The sequence below is a fragment of the Hymenobacter tenuis genome (assembly GCF_054780495.1).
Map to the genome: position 1 here is coordinate 1455381 of NZ_BAAGWF010000001.1, position 25147 is coordinate 1480527.

A 25147-nucleotide genomic window follows, 5' to 3' on the forward strand; every position below is an offset into this window, starting at 1 on the left:
AACCACAACAACCTGCCCGACAATACGGTATAAAAAACACAGGTTACGGTTGGGCATAAGGCAGTAGCGCACCTGAAACAGATGCCACTCCCTACGTAGTTCCCGGCTAACGATGGCCTGTTGGTTTTCTCCCTCACATTTAAGCAGAGTCTTTATTTATGGCTGCATCACGGATTACGCCTGAAACAAATGGTATTCGATATGGTCTGTTCACGGCCGTAGGAATGATAGTATACTTCATAGTAGCTTCCCTTTTCGGGTTAGCTGAGCGCATTGAGTTCAGCTTCCTGAATGCAGTTATACTGGCCGTGGGTGTCTGCATGGCCATCGTAAATTATAAGCGTTACCGCAACGACCGTATGCCATATTTACATGGGTTTGGTACGGGTATTATCACGGCCATTGTGGCATCTGTTGTATTTGCCTTCTTCTTTATTTTATATGCTGGCGTCATAAACCGACACATTATGGATGGCATCCGGGCCGCTGACCTGTTTGGGTTTGATCTGTCCGTTACTATTGCCTTTTTGGCCATCATCCTGCAAGGCGCTATGTCCGGCGTTATCATTTCGCTGATAGCCATGCAGTACTACAAGAGTCCCGACCACAAGCCCATGACGGGAGTGGAATAACAATAGCATCCTTCCTTCTGAAAAAGCCGGCCTTTCCAGCCGGTTTTTTTTGTAGCCTATCTACTGGAATAGTTATAAGAAATATACATAACTATTTCTATATAAAATTTAACAAATAAAATTAAACCCTATTGCATCTATGATTCTTGCCATATATATTTGTACAAATAGTAGTGGAGTTTAAAGGAATTATTTGCCTTCCATAAAGGTTTAGTCCCTACTAGCTCCTAACACTTAGGACAAGTACGCCTTTGGTTTTTTTGTATGAAAACGTTGATTTTTACCCTCTTACTGTTGGCCGGCTTCAGCTCTTCTGTGCTTGCCCAAATGAAGGATCGGTACTCAGAGCGTCCGGGTAACGGAGACCTTACCCATGCGCGGGTGGAGGAAGTGACTCGGATGATGAACAAGCAGCTACGGCTGAACGAGGCGCAATACATTCAGCTGCGGGCCGTCAATAAAATTAAAATTGCCCGCGCTGATGAGATTCAGTGGGAATTTTATGACAACCCAAGCCTGCGTAGCGCTAAACTGGCCGAACTGGAAGCACAATATGAGCAGGAGTGCAGCCGCATCCTGACCCCTTCGCAGCTAAGTTTGCTGCGAGATGAGCAAAAGCGCGAGGTGGTACCCGTGCCCACTGATGGCAATGAGGGAGGGCTAGGGTAGTACCCAAGACCCAACCTAGTAAAAAGGCCGACCCAGCTACTGGGTCGGCCTTTTTTATTGTCAAGCAGGTACATCTGCCGGCAAAATGTGGCCTAAGCCCGAAGCGCCGACAAGTAATTGCTGTATTAAACAATAGATAAATTCTATTTATCTATCACAGGCAAAATTACCTCCGTGACTGTACCCGTTGCGCCACTGCGCAGGGTTACCCGGTAGCGGGCTGACCTCGGATGCCCTGCTACGCACTGCATGCCGGAGGCCACATAGTAGATATACACCTTATCGCTCTGCTCACCCAGTTCTTCCTCATCCGGGTGTCCCATTAGCTTCGTAATATCATTGATACGGGCTCCGTACAGCTCTTGGCGGTGTTTTTCCAGAATGGGTAACAAGGTTAAGCGTCGGTTCTGGCAGCCATACGGGTCAGAGCGCCACACCTCAGAGTCAAAGCCGGGTAGGGAAGTAAGCGAGTGGCCGCAGCCTCCCAAAGCCAAGGCCAGGCTAGCACAAAGCGAGAATTTCAGGAAGGAGAGAGGAACGGTTTGCAAGGACGAAAAGTTAAGTACCCCAAGAGTAGTTGAAGCAAAAGTACTATTTTTGACTGGCCTTGGCAGAGTTATTGCCACCAGTACTACCCTAAATCGCCCCGACTTGTTTAGCTGATGACGAACGTAACGACTCTCGCAGCCGCGTTGCTTTTTAGCGTGTTTACAGGATTTCTTCCTGCTGAGGCTGCCGCCGGCTCCCCTCCGGCCCCTGTGTTGCTAAGCCTTACGGAACGCGCTCTGTATACAGCCGCTTTCGAGCAGCACGTAGCCCTGACCTATGCGCAGGCTGGTCTCACAGCCTCGGGTTTGCCGCTGCAGGTGTATCGTAAGGCGTTGCTGGGCTTCTACAGCCTGCAGCAGCGTGGCAGAGTGAACAGCCAAACCCAGACGCTTACTATCATCGATTTCAGCCGATCCAGCACCCAAAAGCGGCTTTGGGTACTTAATGTAGCTAGTGGCCGCCTGCTGCACCACACATTGGTAGCCCACGGCAAAAACACCGGCAATGAATTCGCTACCTCGTTTTCCAACCGGGAGGGGTCGGAGATGAGCAGCTTGGGATTTTACGTGACCGGGGCTACCTACCAGGGGAAGCATGGCCTTTCGCTGAAACTGCACGGGGTAGATGCCGGCTATAACACCAACGCCTTAAGCCGGGCCGTGGTGGTACACGGCGCCGACTACGTAAGCCAGAGCTTTATTCAGCAGCATGGCCGGCTGGGTCGCAGCCAGGGTTGCCCTGCACTACCCCTCGCGCAAAGCTCAACCATCATTCGGGCTATAAAAGGCGGAACCGTGCTGTTTGCCAATGGGCCAGCTACTGTTGCCTATCAATCAGAGTTACTTAGCCGCGACCCAGCTTTGCTGGCCTTTGCCCAAAGTAAAGGGCTAGTACGGAGCAGCTAAGCCAGTATCACTACCAAAAAAGCCACGCCCACCCCGAGCAGCTCGGTTGGTGGGCGTGGCGTTTACTAGGGAGCTGAAGGGCGTTAAGCCCGGTCGCTGGTGGTTTTTACCAGGTTGATGCCGGCAAAGAAGAAGATCAGGCCAACGAAGAAGGGCACTAGTGAATTCATCTTGCTGAGGCCAAGTCCGCCAATCTGCAGGAAGCCCAGAGCACCAGCTATGATGCCAATGATGCCCAGAATGGTTAGGATGCTTCCGAATGTGCGTTTCTGATTCATGACAATGGAAAATTACGGTTGAGGAGAGAGTCCGGGCCTGGGGCTCGGTTGGGATTGGGCTTGATACGTGCACCAAGCGAATTTGGGTTCCGCGGAGGCAGGCAACCCTGGTTGAGTCTTCGCGTTACAAGCGCTAGAGCCACTGAGGCCACATTTTGCCCTTTTCATCTCCCTTTCCCTACCCCAGTCATGCGAGGAAACCTCCGATACATCATTGCCTTGGTGATGGCGGCCTTTGCCTTCATTCCATACTACTGCAATACCCAGAAAAACGAAGTAACCGGCGAAGTTCAGCACGTAGATATGTCGGCTGACCAAGAAATAGCGCTGGGCTTGCAGGCCGCCCCCGAAATGGCCCAGCAATACGGCGGCATCCATCCGGATAAGCAGGCCGGAGCAGCCGTGGAGCGCATTGGTCAGCAGATTGTGCGCAGTACCAAAGTAAGCCAGTCACCTTATAAATTTCAGTTTCACTTGCTGGCCGATGAAAACACCATCAACGCCTTTGCTCTGCCCGGCGGCCAGGTATTTATTACGGCTGGCTTGCTGAAAAACCTGAAAACGGAAGGCCAGGTGGCCGGCGTACTGGCCCACGAAATCGGCCACGTGGTAGGCCGCCACTCCGCTGAGCAAATTGCCAAGTCGCGCCTGACGCAGGGCCTGACGGGCGCTGCTGCCATTGGCCTCTACGACCCGGATCGGCCGGCTACGATGGCTAGCGCTGCCGCCGCCGCCATGGTAGGCAAGCTCCTCACGCTGCGCTATGGCCGCGAAGATGAGCTGGAAGCCGACCGCCTGGCAGTAGACTTCACGCCTGCAGCCGGCTACGACCCTCGCTCCATGATTCAGGTTATGGAGATTCTGGACCGGGAAAATACCGGCAGCAAACCTCCAGAATTCCTGAGCACGCACCCCAACCCCGGCAACCGGATTGAGGAGTTGCAGCGCGACATTGCCGAAGACTTTCCGCAAGGGCTGCCCGCCAACCTCAAGCCCTAGGTGGCCTGATCTGATACATCTTCGTATAGCCGACTTTAAGTCGGCTATATTTTTTTGTCTGGGTTGCCGTTGCAGCACGCCGGCAACCTAGTACTTCGCACATTCAACAGCAATCTGCCCATGACGTCTGTACTGCTCCGGCAGCTTTTGTTTGTACTGAACCCTATTTCCGGTGACATCGACAAGAGCGAGCTGGAAACTTCCATTACCCGCTACTGCCAGGAGAGGGGCCGGACGGCTGCTTTCTTCCATACCGATGGCACCGACGACCTAGCTAAGCTGCGCGCCCACCTCAACGATACTGCCTACGACGCGGTATTTGCGGCCGGCGGCGATGGAACCGTGAGCTTGGTAGCGGAAGCGTTAGTCGGCAGCGAAGTGCCCCTAGGAATTCTGCCGCTAGGCTCGGGCAACGGCCTCTCCAAGGACCTAGGGATTCCGCAGGATGTTCCGGAAGCACTGCGCCTAACCTGGGAACACACCCTGCGTACCGTAGATACCCTACAGATTGGAGGAAAATTCTCGGCGCACTTAGCTGATTTGGGTTTCAATGCTCTGATTGTGGAGCGCTTTAACGAAGGCGACATACGAGGGCCGGGAGCGTACATCCGGATTGCCACCCAGGAGTATGCCAACTATAAGCCAGCCAGCTACCGCATTGAAACTGACCAAGAAGCGTGGGAAGGCCAAGCGTTTATGCTCACTATAGCCAATGCCAGCACTTTCGGCAGCAACGTCATCATCAACCCCGACAGCCAACTGGACGATGGTCAGTTTGAAATCTGTCTGATTGAGCCTTTCCCCAATGCAGCAGCCCCAGGCTTGTTGTACCGGCTGTATACTAGTGGCTTTGATGCTTCTGACTACACCCGACGCCTAAGCTGCCGCAGGGCCCGCATCAGCGTGCATGGGCAGGAGCAGGTACTGGTGCAGATTGACGGTGAACCACACTATCTGCCTTCTCCAGTGGAAGTATCCATCATGCCGGCCAGCCTGCGCTTACTAGCCCCCAAAACCATCCAAACCTCCTAAACAGGTTTTACGCTTTGGGCTATTTGCTCGAGCGGCACTGGCACAAGTGGCGGCGATACCACTGGTGCGGGCGTCAGGCGAAGCCGAAAAACCTCACTAGTTTGGTCGGGCTCCAGGGTGCGCAGCCAAGTTTCATGGAGGGCATAAAAGTCAAGGCTAAAGAAGCCCTTATGCTCGTGCACGAAAGTGGCTTGGCCGCCTTTCTGCACAAAAGCCGTTTTACTGCCCGAGCCGCTCACTAGGTAATGCCCGCCGTGCTGCTGAAAATACTGCAGATTGTGGTCGTGGCCGGCGGCGTAAATAACGTTGGGAAACTGATGCAGCACCCGCAGTAGCCGCCGGCGCATTTTGCGGTAGCGCGGATGGGCCATATCCTCGGCCGCGCCCACTAGCTTGCGGTACAGCGGCAGCAATGAGCCAATGAGCGGCAGCGGCACGTAGGCTTGCTTGTATACAGTGGTGAGGGGGAATACGTGCTGCTTGGCCGTGAACTTGCCACCATGTAAGGCATTAGAATACAACGGGTGGTGCCCAGCCACAATAACCTGCTGGTGCTGGTTGGCCGCTAGAATCTGCTGGAGCTGGCGGAATGGCTCCTTGGTATCGGAGGCGGGCCGTGGGCCCTGCTGCACCCACCATTGCGTATTGAGCACCACCAGCACTAGGCCTTCGGTGAGCTGCAACACAACGGGTCCGGGTTGGCCGTCGGGGGGAAGGTAGTGCGTAGCTGGCAGGTGCTGGTGCACATACGCTTCCTGGCGGCGCAGGTATTCCCAGCCATCGGGGCGTCCTTTATTCCAGTCGTGGTTGCCGCTAAGCATGACCACCCGGCCCCGGAACGGTCGCAGGCTATCCAGCAGCGCCGACAGCCGGGCTTCGGCTGCGGCCCGGCCTAGGTGGTCGGGGGCGGGCAACCCGGTCGGGTACACGTTGTCACCGAGGATAACGATAGTGCCATCGGGTCCGGTTTCCTGCTGCCAGTCTTCCAGTAAGCGCAGGATGGGGTCGGTGCCGTCAGTGGCCACCGAGCCGGGGTCGCCGAGGAGCGCCACCCGGTGTGTCGGACGGCCGGATGGTGGCAGGTGCCTTTCCCAATCGTTGTGCGCTGGAGCCACGTATGGAAGCCGCCGATACTGCCGCTCGAGGTAATACCTACGCAGCAGCCAGGCCGTCATCAACCCAACAAGGATCCAAAACGCATAGTACAGAGTAGTTGAATCGGGCACAGCAATACGGAAAGTGTAGGCAGGTATACGTGGAAATGGCTTCCGTTGCCGAAAACAGCGAGAGCGTGCAACGTTAAATGCTTGCCTACCGTGGTGGGGCGCTTAAAAGGCGGGCGGCGTAAGGTTTTTGAAATGGCCGTTCAGGCGCACTCGTTCTTTCAGCTTCTCAGTTTCCTGCAGCACCGGCAACACGTGCAGCAGGTGGTCCAGAATCAGCTGCTGCCGTTCCTGCTCCGTAGCAGCTTCCAATAACTGAAACTCCTGTTCCGTGCTCATGCCCAGGTGATGGGCAATGTCATATACCCGAAAATCAGGCGCTAACTCTAGCAGCAACCGTCGCAACCCCAGCAACTCGTATAGCTCCTGAACCAGCGCGTGAATACGCGTGCGTAGTGCTGGGTCGGGGGTGTTGTCATCAGCCACGCTTTCCACTTCGGCGCCCGCATACAGCTTGCCCGGGGCCTCCCGGTAAAACTCTTCAATGCGGAACAACCCCACGGCTCGCGTCTTGATGTCCATTTCCCCGTTGGGGTAGTTATTGACCACACTTATCAGCCGCATTTCGGTGCCCAACGTGCTTACGCCGTTATTGATGTAGGGTGGAATGCCGAAGGAAATATTTTCCTGCAGACAGTCGTGAACGAGTTGGCGGTAGCGCGGCTCAAAGATGTGCAGATTCAGCTTTTCGCCAGGAAAAACCACGAGGTTGAGCGGAAACAGGGCCAGCATTCGAGTCATACCTACTTAACCACGTTTACCGGAAAATGTATTCTTATTGCAACGCAAAATCGGGCCTGTGCCTTAAAATGCGCTACTTTCGCCCGGAAGCTGTGGGCTTTCGCATCTGATTCAAGCTTTGTTTTTTGGTTTCGTGAAGGATTACAGGCAAACAGCCCGGCGGGTAGGCCGGGTGGCCCTGCAAGTGGTGGCCGCATTATTCCTGACGTCAGTAGCCTGGGTGCTAGTGTACCGTTGGGTAAGTCCGCCTGCTACCTGGCTGATGCTGGACCGGCGCGCACATGCTCCGGTAGGCAAAGGCTATCATGGCATTCGGGAAGAAGACCGCCAGATTAACTACAGCTTCAAAACGCTCGAAGAAGTATCACCGCACTTGCCCCTGGCCCTGGTGGCTGCCGAAGACCAGCGCTTCCTGACGCACCACGGCTTTGATGGCGATGCGCTGCTACAAGCGGCTAAATCCAACATGAGTGGGGGCAAGCAACTGCGCGGTGGCAGCACTATTACGCAGCAGGTAGCCAAAAACGTGTTTCTGTGGCACGGCCGCAGCTACGTGCGCAAAGCCGCCGAAGCTTACTTTACGCTGCTTATTGAGTTGCTCTGGGATAAGCGCCGCATCATGGAAATGTACCTGAACGTGGCCGAAATGGGCGACTGTATTTTCGGGGCCGAGGCAGCGTCTCAGCAGTACTTTCATAAGTCAGCCCGGAAGCTGACGCCCCCGGAGGCTGCTCTGCTGGCAGGCGTACTTCCAAATCCATTGCGGTTTCGGGCGGCAAACCCGGGCCCGCAGGCCCGGGCCAAGCAGCAGCGCGTGTTGCGCAACATGCGGCGGCTAGGCGGCACAGCCTATGTGAAAGCACTGATGGAGCACTAACGCCGACGGCATTCCACTGATGTTCTATCTTCCTGCCATGAAACGTTCTATTCTGCTGCTTGCGGCCCCACTGTTGCTGGCTGCCTGCGCACCTACTAGTTCGGTTAGTACCGCCAAGGGTGCCACCGCCCGGCGCGATATTGCCCAAGTGCTCCAAACCCAGACTGCCGCCTGGAACCGGGGCGATGTAGCCGGCTTCATGCAAGGCTACTGGCAAAACGATTCCTTGGTATTTATTGGGAAAAGCGGCCTTACCTATGGCTGGCAGCGCACCCTTGATAATTACCGGAAAAGTTACCCGAGCCCCGAGGCTATGGGCCAGCTCGATTTCTCGGGCCTCCGCATTCAACCCCTCAGCCCCGATGCCGCGCAGGTGGTAGGTCGCTGGCACCTGGCCCGCCCTGCGCAAGGCGACTTACAAGGACATTTTCTGTTGGTGTTCCGCCGCATCAATGGGCAGTGGGTGGTAGTAGCCGACCATTCGAGCTAAACTCAGCTACTACAACCACACCATCCGGCGCTGGCGGCAGGTTTACGGGCTTTTCATACCTAGTCGGTACTAGGCCTTGAGAGCAGCTAAACCCGCTACCGGCGCCGCATGGTGTGGTTGGGGGTTACTTCATAACAGGCTCGCCGCTGCCTTCGCCATCCAGCTCAGAGTCATCGGCGGCAGCTTCGTCTTTTTGCTTTTCTTGCTCTACTGCCTGCAAGGCTTCCTGGAAAATGAGGCCCGTACCTATGGCATGCTCGGCGGCCTGTACCGTGTCCTGTACCAATACCATTTCCACCTTGTGCTCGCGCAATTCCTCCGAAACCTTTTCTACCAGCGCTGCGCGGTCAGGAAGGTTCACGTCGCGGATGTAGATGGCTAGCACGCGGCCTGGGTGTTTGCGCACGACCTCCCGATAAATGTTGGCATCTTCCTGGCCTGAATCGCCGATGAGCACGAACGGGAGCGTAGGGTAAGTCAGCAGCAGGTTATCGATTTCCTTCAGCTTGTGGCCGTGGTGCTCCGATATGTCGGTACTTTGCTTGCGCTTAAGGGCCATATCGCGCAGCAGCAGCGGGCCAGGCGGAATATCATTCAGCTGCAAAAAGTCCTCGAGCAAATCGTAGAGGTTCCAGGGTGAGCTGCTGACGTAAAAGAAAGGGTTGTTGCGCTTGCCATTGCGGCCTAGCTGCAGCTGGCGGTAAAACTCGGCCACGCCCTTAAAGGGCAAACGGGAGCGGGCATTGCGCAGCAATACGGTGCGCGCCATGCGCAGCAAGTCAGTAGCCGAGGTCTGGATAACCGTGTCGTCGAGGTCGGAGATGATGCCATATTCTGCATCGGCGGGCGGAATGAGCACCATTGACCGGGTGTTCAGGCCATTTGTGGGGGTAGGGAAAGGCTCGGGAGCTTTGCGCAGCAGCACTTCCACGGGGTACCACAGATAATCAACCGGCTCGGGCAGGGCCTTGGGTTCCAGGTTCAGCGTGAAGTAGCCTTCCTCATCGGTTACTACCGTGTGGTCGGTGCCATCGGCTGGAAGCACACTCAGCTGCGCGCCACTGATTTCGTTGCTATCAAAGCGGCGGTACATATTCAGCAGATTGTTCCAGCGGGAGTCGGCCGGATCTGGCTCACTGATGCCCTTATCTGTGAGCAAGCGCCCTTTTACATACAGGCGGCTTGGGGTGCCATAGCTGCGGTACGAAATGATTTGGATAGGATGGAGCATGCCCAGCCGGGCGCGGGTTTTGGTGAACGCCTCATCGGCGCGTTCGGCCCAGCCGCTTAGGGTATCGAGTAGGGAAGCCATGAAGAAAAAGAAGGAGGAAAAGCAGAGTGGCAGAATAGACGCTTACGCGCGCCACTAGGGCTAGTGTTGCGTTTCGTCATCCGGAGAAGCGGTGGTAGGTACAAAAAAAAGCTCCCGACCAACGTCAGGAGCTTTCACTAGAAACCAAAGCTAGTAAGATTACAAAGCGCTTTTCAGCTCGTTGAAATCAGTAGAGGAAGCCGAGCGGTTGCGGCACTTCAGCTCATCGGCTTTGGTTTGGATGTTCTGGATGCGTGAACCAGGGTCGGGGTGGGTGCTCAGGAATTCCGGCGTGCCGCTCTGGCCTTCGGCTTGGGCTTTAATGAAGAAACCCGCGGCGCCATCACAGGCGTAGAGGTTGGTACCGTTGAGGTACTCTACTGAATACGCATCGGCCTCCGTTTCGTAGTCGCGGCTGAATTTCAGCTGGCCCAGGCTAGAGGCTACATCTACCAGCGTGTTCTGGTTTTCGCCCAGCAGCAAGCTCAGGAGCACACTAATGCCATACTGGTTCTGGAGCTGGCGAGACGTGTGGCGGCGGTCGGCATGGGCAATTTCGTGGCCTAGCACACCGGCCAGCTGGGTTTCATTGTCGAGGTACTTAATCAGGCCCGAATACACGTAAATGTGGCCGCCGGGGGTGGCAAACGCATTCTGGGTCTGGTCGTCTTTGATGATTTTTACATCCCACGGAAACTCATTGCGGTATTGCAGCTTGCCGTTGTTAAGCACGCGGGTAACAATGCGGCCCAGGGCGGCATAGGCCCGCGGGTTGCTGCCGGGCTCTACTAGTTGGCCTTTGGCGCGGAACGTGGAGTCGGTTTGGTCGGCTACTTTTTCGCCGAGGGCCTTATCATCTTCAACGGAGAAAAGCAGCACCCCGTCGCCATCTTTCGAGCAGGAAGAAGCCGTGCCCAAGGAAACTACAAGGCCGAACAACAGCCAGGGTTTGAGAAACAAACGACGCATAAAACGCGGAAATAAAGTGGTAAGGAAGGAAGAGCAATGCCAGCCTGCTAGAAAAAACGGTGCCAGAACTAGCAGCCTCCTAACGAAAGCCTTCCGGTTCGTGTTGCTGACCAGCCTAGGGTTTGGAGTTGAAGCAGGGCTAGGTAGCAGAGCGTCAATCGGAAAAAAGCTGGCGCCCGTATGCCGCCGCACATTATATTGGCTGATGGCTGCCCGAGCATCTGCGGCGGCTTTGCGCCAAAAAAGCCCCTAGGGTCTTGAGGGAGCTAAACTGCGCCAAGGGTAGCGGTAGCACAAGGCTGAGGCGGGCTGGTGGTTGAGGCGGCATCGGTCAGTAGTGGCGGGTTACTATCTAATTGTTGGGTTTTGCGTAGAGAGTAGCCCGCGTGTCACTTCCGACGGGCGGGCTTTTTTGCTTTCCACCTGATGTCGACTTCCGAAACCGCCGCCCGCCCCAAAACCCGCAAAAAGAAGCTGGAGCCCCTGGAAGAGGCGCATCTGCTCTACAAAGACCCTGCCCGCCAGGCCGAACTGGCCGGCTTGCGCTACCTCTCCGATACCAAGCCCGGCATAACCCGCGAGGCAACCGCCACCGGCGAATTTCGCTACCTCACGCCGAAGGGCGAACCGGTGGATGAAAAAACGCTGGCCCGCATTCAGGGCTTCGTGATTCCGCCGGCCTGGACTGAGGTCTGGATTTCCCCGTCGCCAAACTCGCACCTGCAGGTTACGGGCCGCGACACTAAGGGTCGCAAGCAGTACCTCTACCACGCTGCTTGGGACGAAGCGCGCGCGCTTACCAAATTCAGTCGACTGCTGGCGTTCGGGGAGCAGTTGGCCACTCTGCGGCAGCAGATGTACACCGACCTGGCTCGCCCCAAGCTAGACAAGCGTAAGGTTATTGCCCTGGTGTTGGTGCTCATGGACCAGTCGTTTATGCGGGTTGGTAACAAGGAGTACGCTCGCAAAAACAAAACTTACGGCCTTACCACCCTCCGCGACAAGCACGTGCAAGTAAGCGGTGCTGAGGTACGGTTTAGCTTTGTGGGCAAAAAGGGGGTAGCGCACGACCTGACCATTCAGGGCCGCAAACTGGCCCGCTTAGTGCAGAAGTGCAAAGAAATTCCGGGGCAACACCTGTTCCAGTACTATGCCCCCGATGGCCACCGCGAAGAGCTGGAGTCCGGCGACGTGAATGAGTACCTGCAGGAAGTAACAGGCATTAAGCTCTCGGCCAAAGATTTCAGAACCTGGGGTGGCACCGTAAAAATGGTGGAAGCCCTAGAGCGGGTGCTGGACGAGGACACCGAGTTCCCCAAGCCCAAAAGCCTGAAACGGGCGCTGAAAGATGTAGCCGAAAACCTGGGCAACACGCCTTCGGTCTGCTCGAAATACTACGTCCATCCGCAGGTGGTGGAGCTGTTTAATTCCGATCAGCTAATCAACTACCTGCGGCGTCACGATGCCGACCCAAACGAAAACGACCTGCTCACACCCACTGAGCACATGGTGCTGGAAATGCTGCAGGAACTAGAAGCCAAGAAGTAGCTCGTTGGCTAGAAGCAAATAGTAAAAAAGCGAGGGTGCTGCCTTTTCCACACTATCTAGTTAGGGAAAAGCAGCACCCTCGCTTCTATTTAGCGGCCGGATCCGTCACGGTCGAAGGCGTGAGACTTTACGCTGTGGTCGGTGCGGTTTTTAGTTTCGGGGCCAGGTTCTAGCACGTTGTTGCGGCGCGAGTCAAAGAAGCGGGTTCGTTTGCTCAGCCCGGCCACGCGAGAGGATTCGCGCACCACATCCTCACCAGGGCCGCCATAGATATCAATAAATGGTGAGTGACTCACGTTTCCGGATACGGAAAACGTATCCTTACCCCGGAGGCCATGCAGCACCACCGTGCGGGTATCCTTGGGGTGGAACGTGCGCTGATAAAGCAGGCGTCGCGGTTTGTTTTCTGATTGAGAATAGACGGAGACAACGGTAGCCGTGTCGTTGAGGCGCTGCACTTCAAATTCTTCGTCCTGGTCAGTGCCGGCTACTACTACCTGGCGGGAGCGGAGGGCATAAAATTTGGCGGCGGCTTTGGGCAGTGCTGCCCGTCTGGCTTTCAGGCTGGCAATCATGCGCGGGCCTTCTAGCCGAAACACTTCCGACGGCAGCCCTTTTCGCACTGCTTGTTCAATTACGGCATCAGTAAGACGCGTTTGCAGCTCCTGAGCGGTGCGCAAATACGATGTGCGAGGCACTGCAGCCAAGGCCCGCTCATCGATAAACGCGGCGTTGCGCGTGTAACCCTCTATGCTTTCAAACTCGGGGCCAAAGGTGCGGAACTTGCTCACTAGCTTGCTCACCAGCCACGACAGCGCCCCATCGCCGAACCGGAAAAATACCTGGTCGCGGTCTTGCGGAACGGGTTTCCAGAGCACCCGGCCATCGGGCTGCGGGTAGGAAGCCCAACTCCACTGGCCTTCGTGCCGGTCCCAGTCGCCCAGCCAGATATCAAGTAAGCGGGCGCGCAAAAAGGCCTCCCCATCGAGTTGGTGCGTGGGCGTAGTGTACAGCTGCTCCAACACGTCATCCGATTCTTCTAAGTCTTGGGCGCCAGCCACCGGACCGGCAATGTTTTCCTTGCCCTCAAACTTCTCTTCCAACATCACCACTTTGCCTTGAAACGAGGCTGAGGCAGGTCCTAGCCCGTTCTCATCGGACCGGACGTAGAAGGGGCGAGGCGTGGTGTGCGGTATGCCGGCTGCTTCCGCTAACCCAGGCACTACAAACGCCCCATAGGGCATGCCCGCCGAGGTAGCATCTCGCACCGTTGTCAGCACAAAGCCTTGGCGCAGCACCTTGGGCAGGGTTTTGTACGGATCCTTATCAATGCTACGCAACGCGTAGCTGCGCCCATTGGGGGCATCCATGGTAATGCTGGTGGTTTGAAACCCGCCGCCTACTTTCCCAAATTTCAACCCGCCTGCTATAGCTTTCCGGGCATCAAAAACCGGCAAAGTCACGGGCTCGGCCCAGGTTCGGCGGTAATGTGGACCTAGTATGGCCCGGCCAAGCGGCCCCCGACGGTAATGGCGGCCCGCCGTTACGCGCGCACTGTCGGCGGAAGGGGCCAAAGGTGTGGCGTAATCAACCCGGGCATCGGGCTGAAAATAGGTTTCGCGGCCACAGGCACTAGCCGTCAGTAGGCAAAAAACGAAGGGGTAGCGTGGGTTCATACTAGAGCAAATAAGCGCAGCTTGGCTCCTTCAACGCAATTGAGAAGGAAAAGTCGATACTCGACTGTACAACCGCCGGGCCCTGGTTTGCGCTATAAGGTCGGCTGCCCGATGTCGGTTGGCATTCTGGCTTGTAACCTATCTATATCTGTGCTGCTGTTTCCCCGCGTAATATCGCCTGCTGGTGTGGCAGTTAGTGTAGCGGCTGGCCTGCTGTGCGTTTCCTGCTCGGCCCCGGCCCAACCAGCTACTTCGGCTCGGCAGACCACCATGCGTCCCGATTCAACGGTGCTGGTTGCTGCTGGCCCTCAATACGATAAGGGCCAAGTGTACCGTTTTTTTTGGGGAACTCATTACCGCAGTCTGTGGAAAGTACCCGTTACGGCGCCGGTGTTCAACCTCCGGACGGCTGTGCCCGGGGGCCTGACGCCCATCCGGGAGGGAGGCTCCTTTCAAACCAAGAATTTGCGGCTCATTGACCGCCAAGGCGTGCAGTACGTGCTGCGCTCCGTGGATAAGGACCCCACCAAGGCCCTGCCCGAAGGGTTGCAGCAAGGCCCGATTGGCAAGCTGATGAAAGACCAAACGAGCGTTATTCATCCGTATGGCGCCTACATTGTGCCTCCGTTAGCAAAGGCGGCGGGCGTGTACCACACCAATCCGCGCCTGGTTTTTTTGCCTGATGATCCGGCGCTGGGCGAGTTCCGGGAAAGCTTTGGCAATGCCCTGTATCTGTTTGAAGAGCGGCCCGAAGGCGACCAAAGTCAGGTCAGCAGCTTCGGCCGCTCAGCCCACGTAGAAAGCTCCCGCCGCGTATTTACCAACCTGGTTACTAGCTCTCAGTTTCAGGTAAACGCCCGCCAGTACCTGCGCAGCCGCCTGTTTGATATGTGGCTGGGCGACTGGAGCCGGCGCGAAGACCAGTGGCGGTGGGCCGGCTTTCCAACCGCGGGCGGTACCGTCTATCAGGCCATTCCGCGCGACCGGGACCATGCTTTTTTCAAGTTCGATGACGGCGTGCTAACGCGCATGATTAGCTGGGTTAAAACCAACTACCAGAGCTTTCATGAGAAAATTCGGCTGCAGGATGTGGAGGGGCTGAACCGCGCCGCTCGGCCCATGGACAAGATACTGCTGGCTTACCTTACCCGCGCCGACTTCCAGCAGATTGCAGACTCCATGCGTACATCGCTATCCAACGAAACCATTGACCGCGCCCTAAAGGTGTGGCCCAAGGAAGTGCAGGAGTTGGGGGCCGCTGATTTTAGCCGCAAGCTGCGCGCTCGGCGGGAACAGCTGCCGGCCGTTGCGGCCAAGTTCTATGAGTTGCTGGCCCGTGACATGGAGCTGCCGGGCACCGATGAGGCAGAACGGTTTGTGGTAGAGGCGACAGGCCCGGAACAAGTGCGTGTGCAGGTATATCACCTTACTCCGCAAGGCAGCCAGTTGCTACACGAGCGCACGTTTTTCGCCCGCGAAACCCGGTCAGTGAAGCTGTTTGGGCTAGGAGGAAACGATGCCTTTGAGCTTCGCGGAAACCACAATCCACGCTTTCAGATTTCCGTATTCGATGGAGCGGGGCAGGACCTGATTGAAGTACAGCCACTGCCACCTAACTCCCGCAGCCGCATCACCATTTACGACAGCGGCGACGGAAACACGCTGCGGGTAGGCAAAACCCAGGTTGAGAAATACAAGCCCCGCGCTGAGGAGTTTGATGGTGCCGGATGGTTGCTGCGGCATCGGTTGTACTAGGTGCGTGCAGCGCCTGAACTCACAATAAGCCAGCTTTACTAGCTACTGATGCGCCTTCAACCACTTAATGGCAGCTCCTTCATCGCCGAATAGCTGAACTACAAAGCCTCGGCCGGCTGAGGGGCTAGTGCGCCGCGCCAGCTCTGCCAATGGAGTAGCGGGAGTGCCGGCTGGCTGCCAAGAGCTGGCAGTCAGGCATGCTAGGTGAGCGGTTTGCTTAAGCTGCTGGGAGGAAGCGGGCAGAAACTCCTGGTCTAGCCATTCCACCATACTGGCATTGGATTGATTGCGCCGGCGGGAATCAACCAGCCAATGAGAAACGTGGTGCTCTTGGGCGGCAGCTAATACAGCTTGATAGCCTTGCTGAAGTTCAGGGGTAGAAACCTCCCGCAGCCACCGAACAATCAGAACGTGAAGGTCGGCGCGAAAGGCAATGGTAAGCGGAGCTGTTGACGCAATCATAGGTGGAGCCTGCTACGGCCCTGCAGTCAGTTTGTTGCATCTCGGTGGCGCTTTCTTCGCCGATTGCAAATAAACGGCTGGTGTTCAGTTGGGTTAATTCCAGCTGCGTACGCTACCATTTGCATGCTACGAACCGGTTCTGAACTGCGGAGAATGAAGTTCTTTCAGAGCCTATGCAATCCACTAGCCCTCGTTATGATCTGAACCGGTTTACCGCCTAAGAAGGGGTAGTAAACTGCCGATGGTGACAAGCGCTACTTAAAGATTTTTACCTTGTCTTTGTGCTCGGTGCGCAGATATTGCCTGATAATTTGCTGCACATCTTTGTTATCGTTGTAACGGGTAATTACATCCTGAAAATCGGTCAGTCGACGAGCCGTGAAAGTACCATCAACGTAGCCGAAGCCTAAGTAGCGGCCATTTTCTACCACCACAATGCTCTTCTCGTCGGAGCGTCGGCCTTGGCCCATCACTACAAAGGAGCCGTGCTCGTAGGTGAACGACTCAATGGCTTCCTCTACGCGCTGGTTGTATTCCTCGGCAGGTTCTAGCCCAATGCAGGCTCCTTTGCACCGATGCACCTGGTAGTCAAAGCACGGACCCTGGGTTTTATATAGGTCGCAGAGCTTCTGGCACAGGTTGAACTTAGCTACTTTATGAAACAGGAAGCCTTTGGCCTTGTATTGGTTACCTAGCGCAATAAGCGGGTGCGATTCGGCGTGGTCATCGGCGCGGCCGTAGTATAGGTGCTTGTAGCCGTTCTCATCGGTGCGCAGGAAGATACCGGCCGGAAATACCGAACGGCGCTGTTGCCGGTTGTAGAGCGGTTTCAGGCGCTTTATCTCGTGCGACTCATACAGCAACGCCACCAGCTCGGAGCCCGTCAGCTCCCAGGTAATATCTGAAATCGAGTTCTTGAACTCTATGCTTTTGCGCGACTTGTAATCAACGGCGAAGTGCTGCTGAATACGCTTGTAGATGTTGATGCTCTTGCCAACGTAGATTACCTCGCCCTGCTCATTGTGAAAATAGTACACGCCAGCTTCCTGGGGCAAACTAGCTACTTTTTCGGGCGTAATGTTGGGTGGCAGCAGCGCGGTTTTGATGGCGTCCTGCACTGCCTTTATTTTCCGGGGCGACGGTTGCTTACCAGCCGCCACCGGCCGCTGCCCGGCGGGCGCGTTAGCATCCACAGCTGCTAGAGTCTCGGCGGGGCTCAACCCCGGCGAGGTCAGCGCCTCCTGCTGCTGGCTGATTTTCAGCAAGCGCCCAAACAAAATGGCCGTAGCGGCGGCGTCGCCGGTAGCGCGGTGGCGGTCCTGCAGCGGAATACCAATGTTCTGGCACAGCTTGCCTAAGCTGTAGCTCGGCTGCCCTGGCATTAGGGAGCGACTCAGGCGCACCGTGCACAGCGTTTTGCGTGAGTAGTTATAGCCCAGGTCGCCAAACTCCTTCTTAAGAAAGGAGTAATCGAAACGCACGTTGTGCGCCACAAATACGCAGCCTTCGGTTATTTCAACAATCTGGCGGGCTACCTCATGAAACTTGGGCGCGTCGCGCACCATATCATCGGTAATGCCCGTGAGTTGCGTGATAAAGAAGGGGATAGGCCGGCCCGGGTTCAGCAAGGTGCTGAACTCGTCTACTACCTTTTCGCCATCGTGAATGTAAATGGCAATTTCGGTGATGCGGTCCTGCGCGGGCTGGCCCCCGGTGGTTTCAAGGTCGATGATGGCGTACAAAAGCGGCAGTAACTTCGTGACAGCAGTCTTGCTAAGATGATTGGTAACAAAGATACCCCACCGGAAGGTTGCAATTGCTTTGGACTCCTATAATACCTGGTAGGGTAGCACGGATATACAACAAAAAAGCCCACCACAAAGGGCGGGCTTTTTTCAAGTTGCGGATTTAAGAAAGCCTAGCGGTTTCCTTTTTGCTGAGTTACCCAGTTTTTAGCCGACAGTACTTCGCCGTGCTGCTTCTGGATTACGTTGCGGGCTTCAGCGGGCAGCTCATTTGACTTCAGCGCCGTTTCGTAGGCTGTCAAAGCTACTGCATCGCCGGTTTCGCACTCGCCCAGAATGGCCGAGTCGCTCTGGCCCGTAATGGCCGATTTGATGTTAATCCAGCCACGGTGTACGGCGGCGGCAGCATCTGCTACCACGCCTTCTACTGTGTTGCCTTGCTCGGGGTTAATGCCGAACTGCTTGGCGTGCTGCGTGAGCTCCGAAGCAAACTGGGCCCGCTGCTGGCTGAGCTCGCTGAACTTAGATTTCAGGTCGCCGCTGCTGGCGCCTTCGGCGGCTTCTTGGTAGCCTTTTGCAGCGGTTTTATTAATTTCTACTAGGTCGTTGTAAACGCGGGCGGCATCGCCTGAGATAGTTGCCATGTTGGAAGGAATTAGGTGGTTAAGGTCAGTAAAGGCTGCCTGTAAAAAGCGGCAACCTGTGCTGTATACCTGAGCTAGCGAGTTGAGGTTGCTCAGGAATAGTGTAAAATTTAGCTTCCCGGCTCGATTTGGGTATTGCATTCCTGCCTGGCAGCCCTAATTCAGTGCGCATTTCTGCACCCTTACGCCGCCTTCCCAATAGCGCGTTGCCAGAGACCCTTAAGGCCTCCCGGTGGCTTATTATCAGGCTTGGTAGAGTCTTCGCCCTCGGCCGTGTCACCGAGCAGGAACCCCCAGGGTTCGGTAATCTTGTTCGCGTCCAGAATTACTTTGGCCACGGCCATAATCGGGATGCTCAGAATCATGCCGGGCGTGCCCCATAGTTCATTGCCCAGGATAAGGGCCAGAATGGCGGCCAGCGGGTTGATGCTAACCTGTGAGCCGGTAATCATGGGCGTAATGAAGTTGCCTTCCAGAAACTGCACTACCACAAACACGCCAATTACGAGGGCTGCCTGCACCACTGAGCCGGTTTCTACCAGCGTAATGATGGCCGGCACGGTAGCGCCAATCATGATGCCGATATAGGGTATAACAGCCAGCACCGAGGCGAAAATGGCGAAGAAAACGGCAAATTTTACTCCCAATGCCAGCAGGCCAATGGCATTCAATACGGCCACAATGATGATAACTTTGAACAGGCCGGAGATGTAAGCCTGTACTACCGTCTGGATATTGTCAACGGTATGCAACACGGCTGTACGCCGATCAGGCGCCACAAAGCGGAACATAAACTGCCGCAGATGGTCGCGGTACAGCAGCAAGCAGAAAATATAAATCAGAACCTGTACTAGGTTGCTTAGTACTGCTGTGGTGGTGTTGAGGGTAGTACCCAGATACGTTCCGCCCGATTTCTTAATGGCCTTCACGGTGGAGTCCTTCAAATCGTCGATGCTCATGGGCTTGTAGCCGAACTTCTGGTGGGCCCATTCCTGCACCTCCACAAACGACTGCATCATTTTGTCCTGCAGCTTCGGAATTTCATTTTTAAACTGAGACAGTTGCGAGCCGAACCCCAGAATGATACCGGCAAAAAACAGCAGCAGCAGCAACAAGCACAGAATAATGGCCAGAATGCGCGGTACGCCGCGCAGCTCTAGCCATCGGCATATGGGCAGCAGCAGTAGGGTAAACACAGCCGAAAAAATCAGCGGAAGCAGAATATCATCGAGTTCCTTCAGTGAATACACTAAAAGCACGGCGCCCACCATGAAGAAAGCAAACTGAATAATAGGAGTTTGCTTTACAATTTGGTTGGGTTTGTGCCCGGAAGGAGGTAAGTGATGTTGAGAAGCAGGAGGAAACATTTGCTAATAGTATTGGGAATTTGAGAGGGAGAGGAAAGACACTAGGTAAGGTTTTTAGCCTTTTTTACGGGAACAAAGCGCGAGTTCTACGAGTTAGGTGAAGAAAAATTGCTAACTTAGCTAGCGAAAGTAAAACGCGGAAAAGGCCAATTTTCTGTGTTATTTTACCTCAACATTTGATTACCGGATTTCATGGCTGACGAATTAATACCTGCTGCAACCCCTGACCACGGCTACAACGAAGACAGTATCCGCTCCCTGGACTGGCGCGAGCACATTCGCCTGCGGCCCGGCATGTACATTGGTAAGCTTGGCGATGGCTCCAGCTACGACGATGGCATTTATGTGTTGGTCAAGGAAGTTATTGATAACTCCATTGACGAGCACGTCATGGGTCACGGCCGCACCATTGATATCAAGATATCCGACCACCGGGTACAAGTGCGCGACTATGGCCGGGGTATTCCGTTGGGGAAAGTAGTGGAGGTAGTAAGCAAGATTAACACAGGCGGCAAATACGACTCCAAGGTATTTCAGAAGTCTGTGGGGTTAAACGGGGTAGGTACCAAAGCGGTTAACGCGCTCAGCAATTACTTTTTAGTGCAGAGCGTGCGCGAAGGCCTGATGAAGGCCGCCGAGTTTTCGCAGGGTATTCTGACCAGTGATGCTAAGCCCGTGAAAACCAGCCAGCGCAACGGCACGCTCATGACGTTCCAGCCCGATGATACGATTTTCCGCAACTACCGCTTTATCCCGGAGTATCTGGAAAATCAGATCTGGAACTATGTGTACCTGAATGCCGGCCTGACCATCAACTTCAACGGCCAGAAGTACTACTCGGAGAACGGCCTGCTGGATTTGTTGGCCCGCAAAGCCGATCCGGAGAGCATTCGCTACCCCATTATCCACCTCAAAGGCCCCGACATTGAGCTGGCCCTCACCCACGGCAACGACTACGGCGAGGAGTACTACAGCTTTGTAAACGGCCAGTACACTACCCAGGGCGGTACTCACCTGGCAGCTTTCCGCGAGGCAGTGGTGAAGACGGTGCAGGAATTCCTTGCTAAAACCAACAAAAACAAAAAGTACGAAGCCTCCGATATTCGTGCCTCTATTATCGCCGCTATTTCGGTGCGGGTGCAGGAGCCGGTGTTCGAGTCGCAGACCAAAACCAAGCTAGGCTCCATCAACATGGGTCCCGATGGGCCAACGGTGCGCGGCTTTGTGCTGGACTTTGTAAAGGAGCAACTCGACAACTACCTGCACAAAAACCCGCAGGTAGCCGAGGCCCTGAAAAAGCGAATCGAACAAAGCGAGCGGGAGCGTACGGACATGGCGGGCGTGAAAAAGCTGGCCAACCAGCGCGCCAAAAAAGCTAACCTACACAACCGCAAGCTCCGCGACTGCCGCTTCCATTTCGGCGAGGGCAAGCAGGAAGCCGAAGCCCTAACCACGCTCTTCATCACGGAGGGGGACTCTGCCTCGGGCTCCATCACGAAAAGCCGCAACGTGGAAACCGAAGCCGTTTTCTCGCTGCGCGGCAAGCCTCTGAACTGCTTCGGTCTCAAGAAGAAGATTGTGTATGAAAACGAGGAGTTTAACCTGCTTCAGCACGCGCTTAATATTGAGGAAGGCATTGAAGGCCTACGCTACAACCGCGTAGTAATTGCCACCGACGCCGACGTGGATGGCATGCACATCCGGCTGCTGTTGCTCACCTTCTTCTTGCAGTTCTTCCCGGATCTGATCCGCAACGGTCACGTCTTTATCTTGGAAACGCCGCTGTTTCGCGTCCGCAACAAGAAGACCACTATTTACTGCTACAACGAGCAGGAAAAGCAGGATGCCATGCGCCAGCTTGGCCGCAACCCCGAGATTACGCGCTTTAAAGGCCTAGGCGAAATTTCACCCGATGAATTTGGTAAATTCATCGGCGACAATATCAAACTCGAGCCCGTAATTCTGCAGTCCGACCGCTCCATTCAGCAGGTGCTTACCTACTACATGGGCAAGAATACACCTGCCCGTCAGGAGTTTATTATCGACAATCTGCGTTTAGAAAAGGATCTGATTACTTCCGATGTGTTGCCCGTGGAGGAAGTAGCTGAAGCCGACTTGGCGTAATTTTTTAACCTTCTGCTTTGAGTTTGCTCTTGGTAAAGGCCTAGTACATCAGTGTTTCTGAAACTTGGAAATAGCTTGAAGTACTAGGTGCCAACAGCCGACAAAGGCAGGAGAGAGGTACAAGAACAATAACCGTGGCAAGCGCCACACCCTACTGTGTCAGAAGAAACGAACCCCCACGACCTGAACCCGGAAGAGGAGCCCAACCTGTTTGGCGCCGGCGACTCCTTTGAGTTCGGGGCCGAGCCGGCAACCCCGGCCGATGCGGATGCTCCGGCCGAGGATGCCGTCCAGTCTGTTGTAAGTGAAGCCGGCGAGTTGCTGCTGGCCGAGTCGTCGGCTGATGTAGAAACGAAGACGGAACCGGAGCCCGTTACGGAGGAGACGGAAGAGGAACCCAAGTTTGCGCCCGGCGAAACCATTCATGATGTAGCCACCGTGAATGGCATGTACCAGAACTGGTTTCTGGACTATGCTAGCTACGTAATTCTGGAGCGTGCTGTACCGGCTATTGAGGATGGCCTGAAGCCGGTACAACGCCGGATTCTGCATGCCATGAAGGAAATGGACGATGGCCGCTTTAACAAAGTGGCTAACGTCATCGGGCAAACCATGCAGTACCACCCCCACGGCGACGCTTCCATTGGCGACGCCATGGTGAACCTGGGCCAGAAAGATCTGCTAATTGAAACGCAAGGTAACTGGGGCGATATCCGGACCGGCGACGGGGCGGCTGCGCCGCGCTACATTGAAGCGCGCCTGAGCAAGTTTGCTCTTGATGTGGTGTTCAACCCCGACATTACGGAGTGGCAAATGAGCTACGACGGCCGCAAGCGCGAGCCGACCACCTTGCCCGTAAAGTTTCCGCTGTTGTTGGCACAAGGCGTAGAGGGTATTGCCGTAGGCCTGAGCACCAAGATCATGCCGCACAACTTCCGTGAGTTGTGCAAGGCTAGCATCGACGTGCTCCGCGGCCGCGAGATTCAGCTGTTTCCTGACTTTCCAACGGGTGGCCTCTGCGACATTACGCACTATAATGGCGGCCTGCGCGGCTCCAAAATCCGGCTGCGCGCTACCATCGAGAAGGCCGATAAGACCATGCTCGTGATTCGCGACATTCCGTACGGCACCACCACCACGGCGCTGATGGAAAGCATCGTGAAGGCCTCGGAAGCGAATAAAATCAAGATCAAGAAGGTAGTTGATAACACGGCTGCGGAAGTGGAAATTCAGGTACACTTGCCCACTGGGGTAAGCCCCGACCTGACCATGGATGCGCTATACGCCTTTACGGATTGCGAAATCAGCATCTCGCCTAACACCTGCGTCATTATTGAGGACAAGCCGCGCTTTGTGGGCGTAGAGGATATGTTGCGCCTCAGCACCCAGAAAACGCTGCGCTTGCTGGAGCGGGAGCTGGAAATCCGGCAGGATGAGCTCCAGGAAAAGTGGCACTCGGCTTCGCTGGAGAAGATCTTTATCGAGAACCGCATTTACCGCAAAATTGAGGAGTGCGAAACCTGGGAAGATATTCTGCACACGATTGACGCCGGCCTGCGGAAGTTTGTGCGCATCGAAGGCGAAAAGCCGAAAGCCAACGACACGCGTATTGTGCTCCGCCGCGCCATTACCGAGGATGACCTGACGCGCCTGACGGAAATCCGGATTAAGCGCATCAGTAAGTTCGATGGCTTTAAGGCCGAGGAGTTCATTCAGCGCCTGGAAACCGAGCTGGCTGAAGTAGCCGACCACCTGCTGCACCTCACGCGCTACGCCATCAATTACTTTGAAGGCCTGCTGAAAAAGTATGGTGCCAGCCGGGACCGGAAAACGCAGTTGCGCACGTTTGACGTGGTTACAGCCCAGAAAGTAGCGGTAGCCAACCAGAAGCTGTACGTGAATTACGCCGATGGTTTTGTGGGCTACGGCCTGAAAAAGGACGAAAAAGCCGTAACGGTTTGCGACTGCTCCGACCTGGACGACATCATTGCTATCCGGCGCGACGGCACGTTCATGGTGAGCCGGATTGCTGAGAAAACGTTTGTGGGCAAGGACATCTTGCACGTGGGCGTGTACAACAAGAACGATGACCGCCTGGTGTACAACATGGTGTACCAGGATGGCGCCTCGGGCATCAGCTTCGCCAAGCGTTTCCTGGTAACGGGCATCACCCGCGACAAGGTGTACGACCTGACCAAAGGCACCAAGGGCACTAAAACCCTGTATCTGACGGCCAATCCGAACTCAGAGTCTGAGATTGTGAGCGTGCAGCTGTCAGATAAGGCGCCGGCCCGGGTAAAGCAGTTTGACTTTGACTTTGCGGAGCTGGCTATCAAAGGCAAAGGCTCCATGGGCAACATCGTCACGAAGCAGCCCATCAAGAAGATTACCCAAAAGAGCCTGGGCGACTCCACGCTGGGCGGCCGGGAAATGTTCTTCGACAGCGTGGTGGGCCGCCTCAATACGGCCGGCCACGGCCGCTACCTTGGCACCTTCGATACAGAGGATACCTTGCTGCGAGTGTACAAAGACGGCAGCTACGAGGTAGTTCCGCCGGAGATGTCGTTGCAATTCGACATGGCGAATATGCTGCTCTTGCGCAAGCAGGAGCCCGGCACGGTACTCACGGCGGTGTACTATGAAGGCGAGTCGAAACTGTACTACGTGAAGCGGTTTACCATCGAGACAGCAACGCTCAAAAAGCGCTTCACCTTTATCAGTGAAACGCCTGGCTCCAAGCTTATTGCGGTAACGGCTAACCCCGAGCCGCAAGTAGAAGTGAAGCTGCAGCGCGACAAAAAGGCCGATAAGGAAACCGAGAAGATTTTGCTCCACGAGTTCATTGACGTGAAAGGGTGGAAGGCCATGGGCAACAAGCTGAATTACTTCAAGGTGCACGGAGTGACGCTGCTCACGGATGAAGGCCCCGAGCCCGAACGCCGGGTAGTAGCCAAGAAGCGCGGGCCTGCTACCCTCCCACGGACTGATACCCCCGAAACGGCCGCCGAGCCGGAGCCGCTGCCCGAGCTGGCTGGCCACGTTGATATTTCGGAAGCAGATATTGCCCAGGCTCAGGCCGTATTGAAAACGCCTAAGTCGCAACTGAAGCTTTTCTAACCGCTTGTAGCCCTTACTTAAAACCGAAAAAGA

At 55.5% G+C, this 25147-nt stretch carries 22 protein-coding genes; 11 read left to right on the plus strand and 11 right to left on the minus strand.

The window, feature by feature from the left end; genetic code table 11:
- Positions 1-158: 158 nt before the first annotated feature.
- Complete coding sequence (locus ACYVGU_RS06235) at positions 159-632, plus strand: DUF4199 domain-containing protein (RefSeq protein WP_460611909.1); 474 nt, start codon at positions 159-161, stop codon at positions 630-632.
- Between the two features lie 264 nt (positions 633-896).
- A complete protein-coding gene (locus ACYVGU_RS06240) occupies positions 897-1301 on the plus strand; it encodes a hypothetical protein (protein ID WP_460621334.1) in 405 nt (134 codons plus the stop codon).
- A 143-nt stretch (positions 1302-1444) separates the two neighbouring features.
- Here the strand turns inward: ACYVGU_RS06240 and ACYVGU_RS06245 are convergent, their stop codons facing one another.
- Positions 1445-1849: a hypothetical protein gene (locus tag ACYVGU_RS06245; RefSeq protein ID WP_460621335.1), complete on the minus strand. Its 405-nt coding sequence runs from the start codon at positions 1847-1849 to the stop codon at positions 1445-1447.
- 156 nt (positions 1850-2005) lie between these two features.
- On the opposite strand from ACYVGU_RS06245, the gene ACYVGU_RS06250 reads away from it, so the two are divergent.
- Positions 2006-2755, plus strand: a complete 750-nt coding sequence (locus ACYVGU_RS06250) for a murein L,D-transpeptidase catalytic domain family protein (RefSeq protein ID WP_460621336.1) — start codon at positions 2006-2008, stop codon at positions 2753-2755.
- Positions 2756-2838: 83 nt separating this feature from the next.
- On the opposite strand, the gene ACYVGU_RS06255 is transcribed toward ACYVGU_RS06250, so the two are convergent.
- Entirely contained in the window at positions 2839-3033 is a 195-nt protein-coding gene (locus tag ACYVGU_RS06255) for a hypothetical protein (RefSeq protein WP_188558592.1), read from the minus strand.
- 189 nt (positions 3034-3222) lie between these two features.
- On the opposite strand from ACYVGU_RS06255, the gene ACYVGU_RS06260 reads away from it, so the two are divergent.
- Both ACYVGU_RS06260 and ACYVGU_RS06265 read left to right on the plus strand, forming a co-directional pair.
- Complete coding sequence (locus ACYVGU_RS06260; RefSeq protein WP_460611905.1) at positions 3223-4032, plus strand: M48 family metalloprotease; 810 nt, start codon at positions 3223-3225, stop codon at positions 4030-4032.
- A 120-nt stretch (positions 4033-4152) separates the two neighbouring features.
- Positions 4153-5064 (plus strand): diacylglycerol/lipid kinase family protein, encoded by a 912-nt coding sequence (locus ACYVGU_RS06265; protein ID WP_460621337.1) that lies wholly within the window; start codon positions 4153-4155, stop codon positions 5062-5064.
- Here ACYVGU_RS06265 and ACYVGU_RS06270 read toward each other — a convergent pair.
- Both ACYVGU_RS06270 and ACYVGU_RS06275 read right to left on the minus strand, forming a co-directional pair.
- Entirely contained in the window at positions 5061-6290 is a 1230-nt protein-coding gene (locus tag ACYVGU_RS06270) for a metallophosphoesterase (RefSeq protein ID WP_460621338.1), read from the minus strand. The genes ACYVGU_RS06265 and ACYVGU_RS06270 overlap by 4 nt on opposite strands.
- Positions 6291-6392: 102 nt before the next feature.
- Positions 6393-7028: an LON peptidase substrate-binding domain-containing protein gene (locus ACYVGU_RS06275; RefSeq protein ID WP_460621339.1), complete on the minus strand. Its 636-nt coding sequence runs from the start codon at positions 7026-7028 to the stop codon at positions 6393-6395.
- Between the two features lie 133 nt (positions 7029-7161).
- Here ACYVGU_RS06275 and mtgA point away from each other — a divergent pair, with 133 nt between their 5' ends.
- Together mtgA and ACYVGU_RS06285 are read left to right on the plus strand one after the other, a co-directional pair.
- Positions 7162-7905, plus strand: coding sequence for a monofunctional biosynthetic peptidoglycan transglycosylase (mtgA, locus tag ACYVGU_RS06280; RefSeq protein WP_460621340.1), 744 nt, complete (start codon positions 7162-7164; stop codon positions 7903-7905).
- Between the two features lie 37 nt (positions 7906-7942).
- Positions 7943-8395 carry a YybH family protein gene (locus ACYVGU_RS06285; protein WP_460621341.1) on the plus strand — a complete coding sequence of 151 codons (453 nt, stop codon included), beginning with the start codon at positions 7943-7945 and terminating at the stop codon, positions 8393-8395.
- Positions 8396-8519: 124 nt separating this feature from the next.
- Here the strand turns inward: ACYVGU_RS06285 and ACYVGU_RS06290 are convergent, their stop codons facing one another.
- Positions 8520-9707, minus strand: coding sequence for an App1 family protein (locus ACYVGU_RS06290; protein WP_460611899.1), 1188 nt, complete (start codon positions 9705-9707; stop codon positions 8520-8522).
- Positions 9708-9866: 159 nt separating this feature from the next.
- On the minus strand, positions 9867-10676 hold the full coding sequence (locus ACYVGU_RS06295; RefSeq protein ID WP_460611898.1) for a M48 family metalloprotease: 810 nt from the start codon (positions 10674-10676) through the stop codon (positions 9867-9869).
- Positions 10677-11102: 426 nt separating this feature from the next.
- Here ACYVGU_RS06295 and ACYVGU_RS06300 point away from each other — a divergent pair, with 426 nt between their 5' ends.
- Positions 11103-12224 carry a DNA topoisomerase IB gene (locus ACYVGU_RS06300; protein WP_460621342.1) on the plus strand — a complete coding sequence of 374 codons (1122 nt, stop codon included), beginning with the start codon at positions 11103-11105 and terminating at the stop codon, positions 12222-12224.
- 89 nt (positions 12225-12313) lie between these two features.
- On the opposite strand, the gene ACYVGU_RS06305 is transcribed toward ACYVGU_RS06300, so the two are convergent.
- Complete coding sequence (locus ACYVGU_RS06305) at positions 12314-13900, minus strand: hypothetical protein (protein WP_460621343.1); 1587 nt, start codon at positions 13898-13900, stop codon at positions 12314-12316.
- Between the two features lie 150 nt (positions 13901-14050).
- Here ACYVGU_RS06305 and ACYVGU_RS06310 point away from each other — a divergent pair, with 150 nt between their 5' ends.
- Positions 14051-15655: a hypothetical protein gene (locus tag ACYVGU_RS06310; RefSeq protein ID WP_460621344.1), complete on the plus strand. Its 1605-nt coding sequence runs from the start codon at positions 14051-14053 to the stop codon at positions 15653-15655.
- A 42-nt stretch (positions 15656-15697) separates the two neighbouring features.
- Here ACYVGU_RS06310 and ACYVGU_RS06315 read toward each other — a convergent pair whose 3' ends face one another.
- From ACYVGU_RS06315 to ACYVGU_RS06330, 4 genes are all read right to left on the minus strand, one after another.
- Positions 15698-16117, minus strand: coding sequence for an STAS/SEC14 domain-containing protein (locus tag ACYVGU_RS06315; RefSeq protein WP_460621345.1), 420 nt, complete (start codon positions 16115-16117; stop codon positions 15698-15700).
- Between the two features lie 254 nt (positions 16118-16371).
- The gene (locus ACYVGU_RS06320) at positions 16372-17859 is read right to left on the minus strand and encodes an exonuclease domain-containing protein (RefSeq protein WP_460621346.1); all 1488 of its coding nucleotides are present in this window, start codon (positions 17857-17859) and stop codon (positions 16372-16374) included.
- 176 nt (positions 17860-18035) lie between these two features.
- On the minus strand, positions 18036-18506 hold the full coding sequence (locus tag ACYVGU_RS06325) for a ferritin family protein (RefSeq protein ID WP_460611892.1): 471 nt from the start codon (positions 18504-18506) through the stop codon (positions 18036-18038).
- A gap of 182 nt (positions 18507-18688) precedes the next feature.
- The gene (locus ACYVGU_RS06330) at positions 18689-19873 is read right to left on the minus strand and encodes an AI-2E family transporter (RefSeq protein ID WP_460611891.1); all 1185 of its coding nucleotides are present in this window, start codon (positions 19871-19873) and stop codon (positions 18689-18691) included.
- 192 nt (positions 19874-20065) lie between these two features.
- On the opposite strand from ACYVGU_RS06330, the gene ACYVGU_RS06335 reads away from it, so the two are divergent.
- Positions 20066-21997, plus strand: a complete 1932-nt coding sequence (locus ACYVGU_RS06335) for a DNA topoisomerase IV subunit B (protein ID WP_460621347.1) — start codon at positions 20066-20068, stop codon at positions 21995-21997.
- Positions 21998-22315: 318 nt separating this feature from the next.
- Positions 22316-25114 carry a DNA gyrase/topoisomerase IV subunit A gene (locus ACYVGU_RS06340; protein ID WP_460622000.1) on the plus strand — a complete coding sequence of 933 codons (2799 nt, stop codon included), beginning with the start codon at positions 22316-22318 and terminating at the stop codon, positions 25112-25114.
- The last annotated feature ends 33 nt before the right edge of the window (positions 25115-25147 follow it).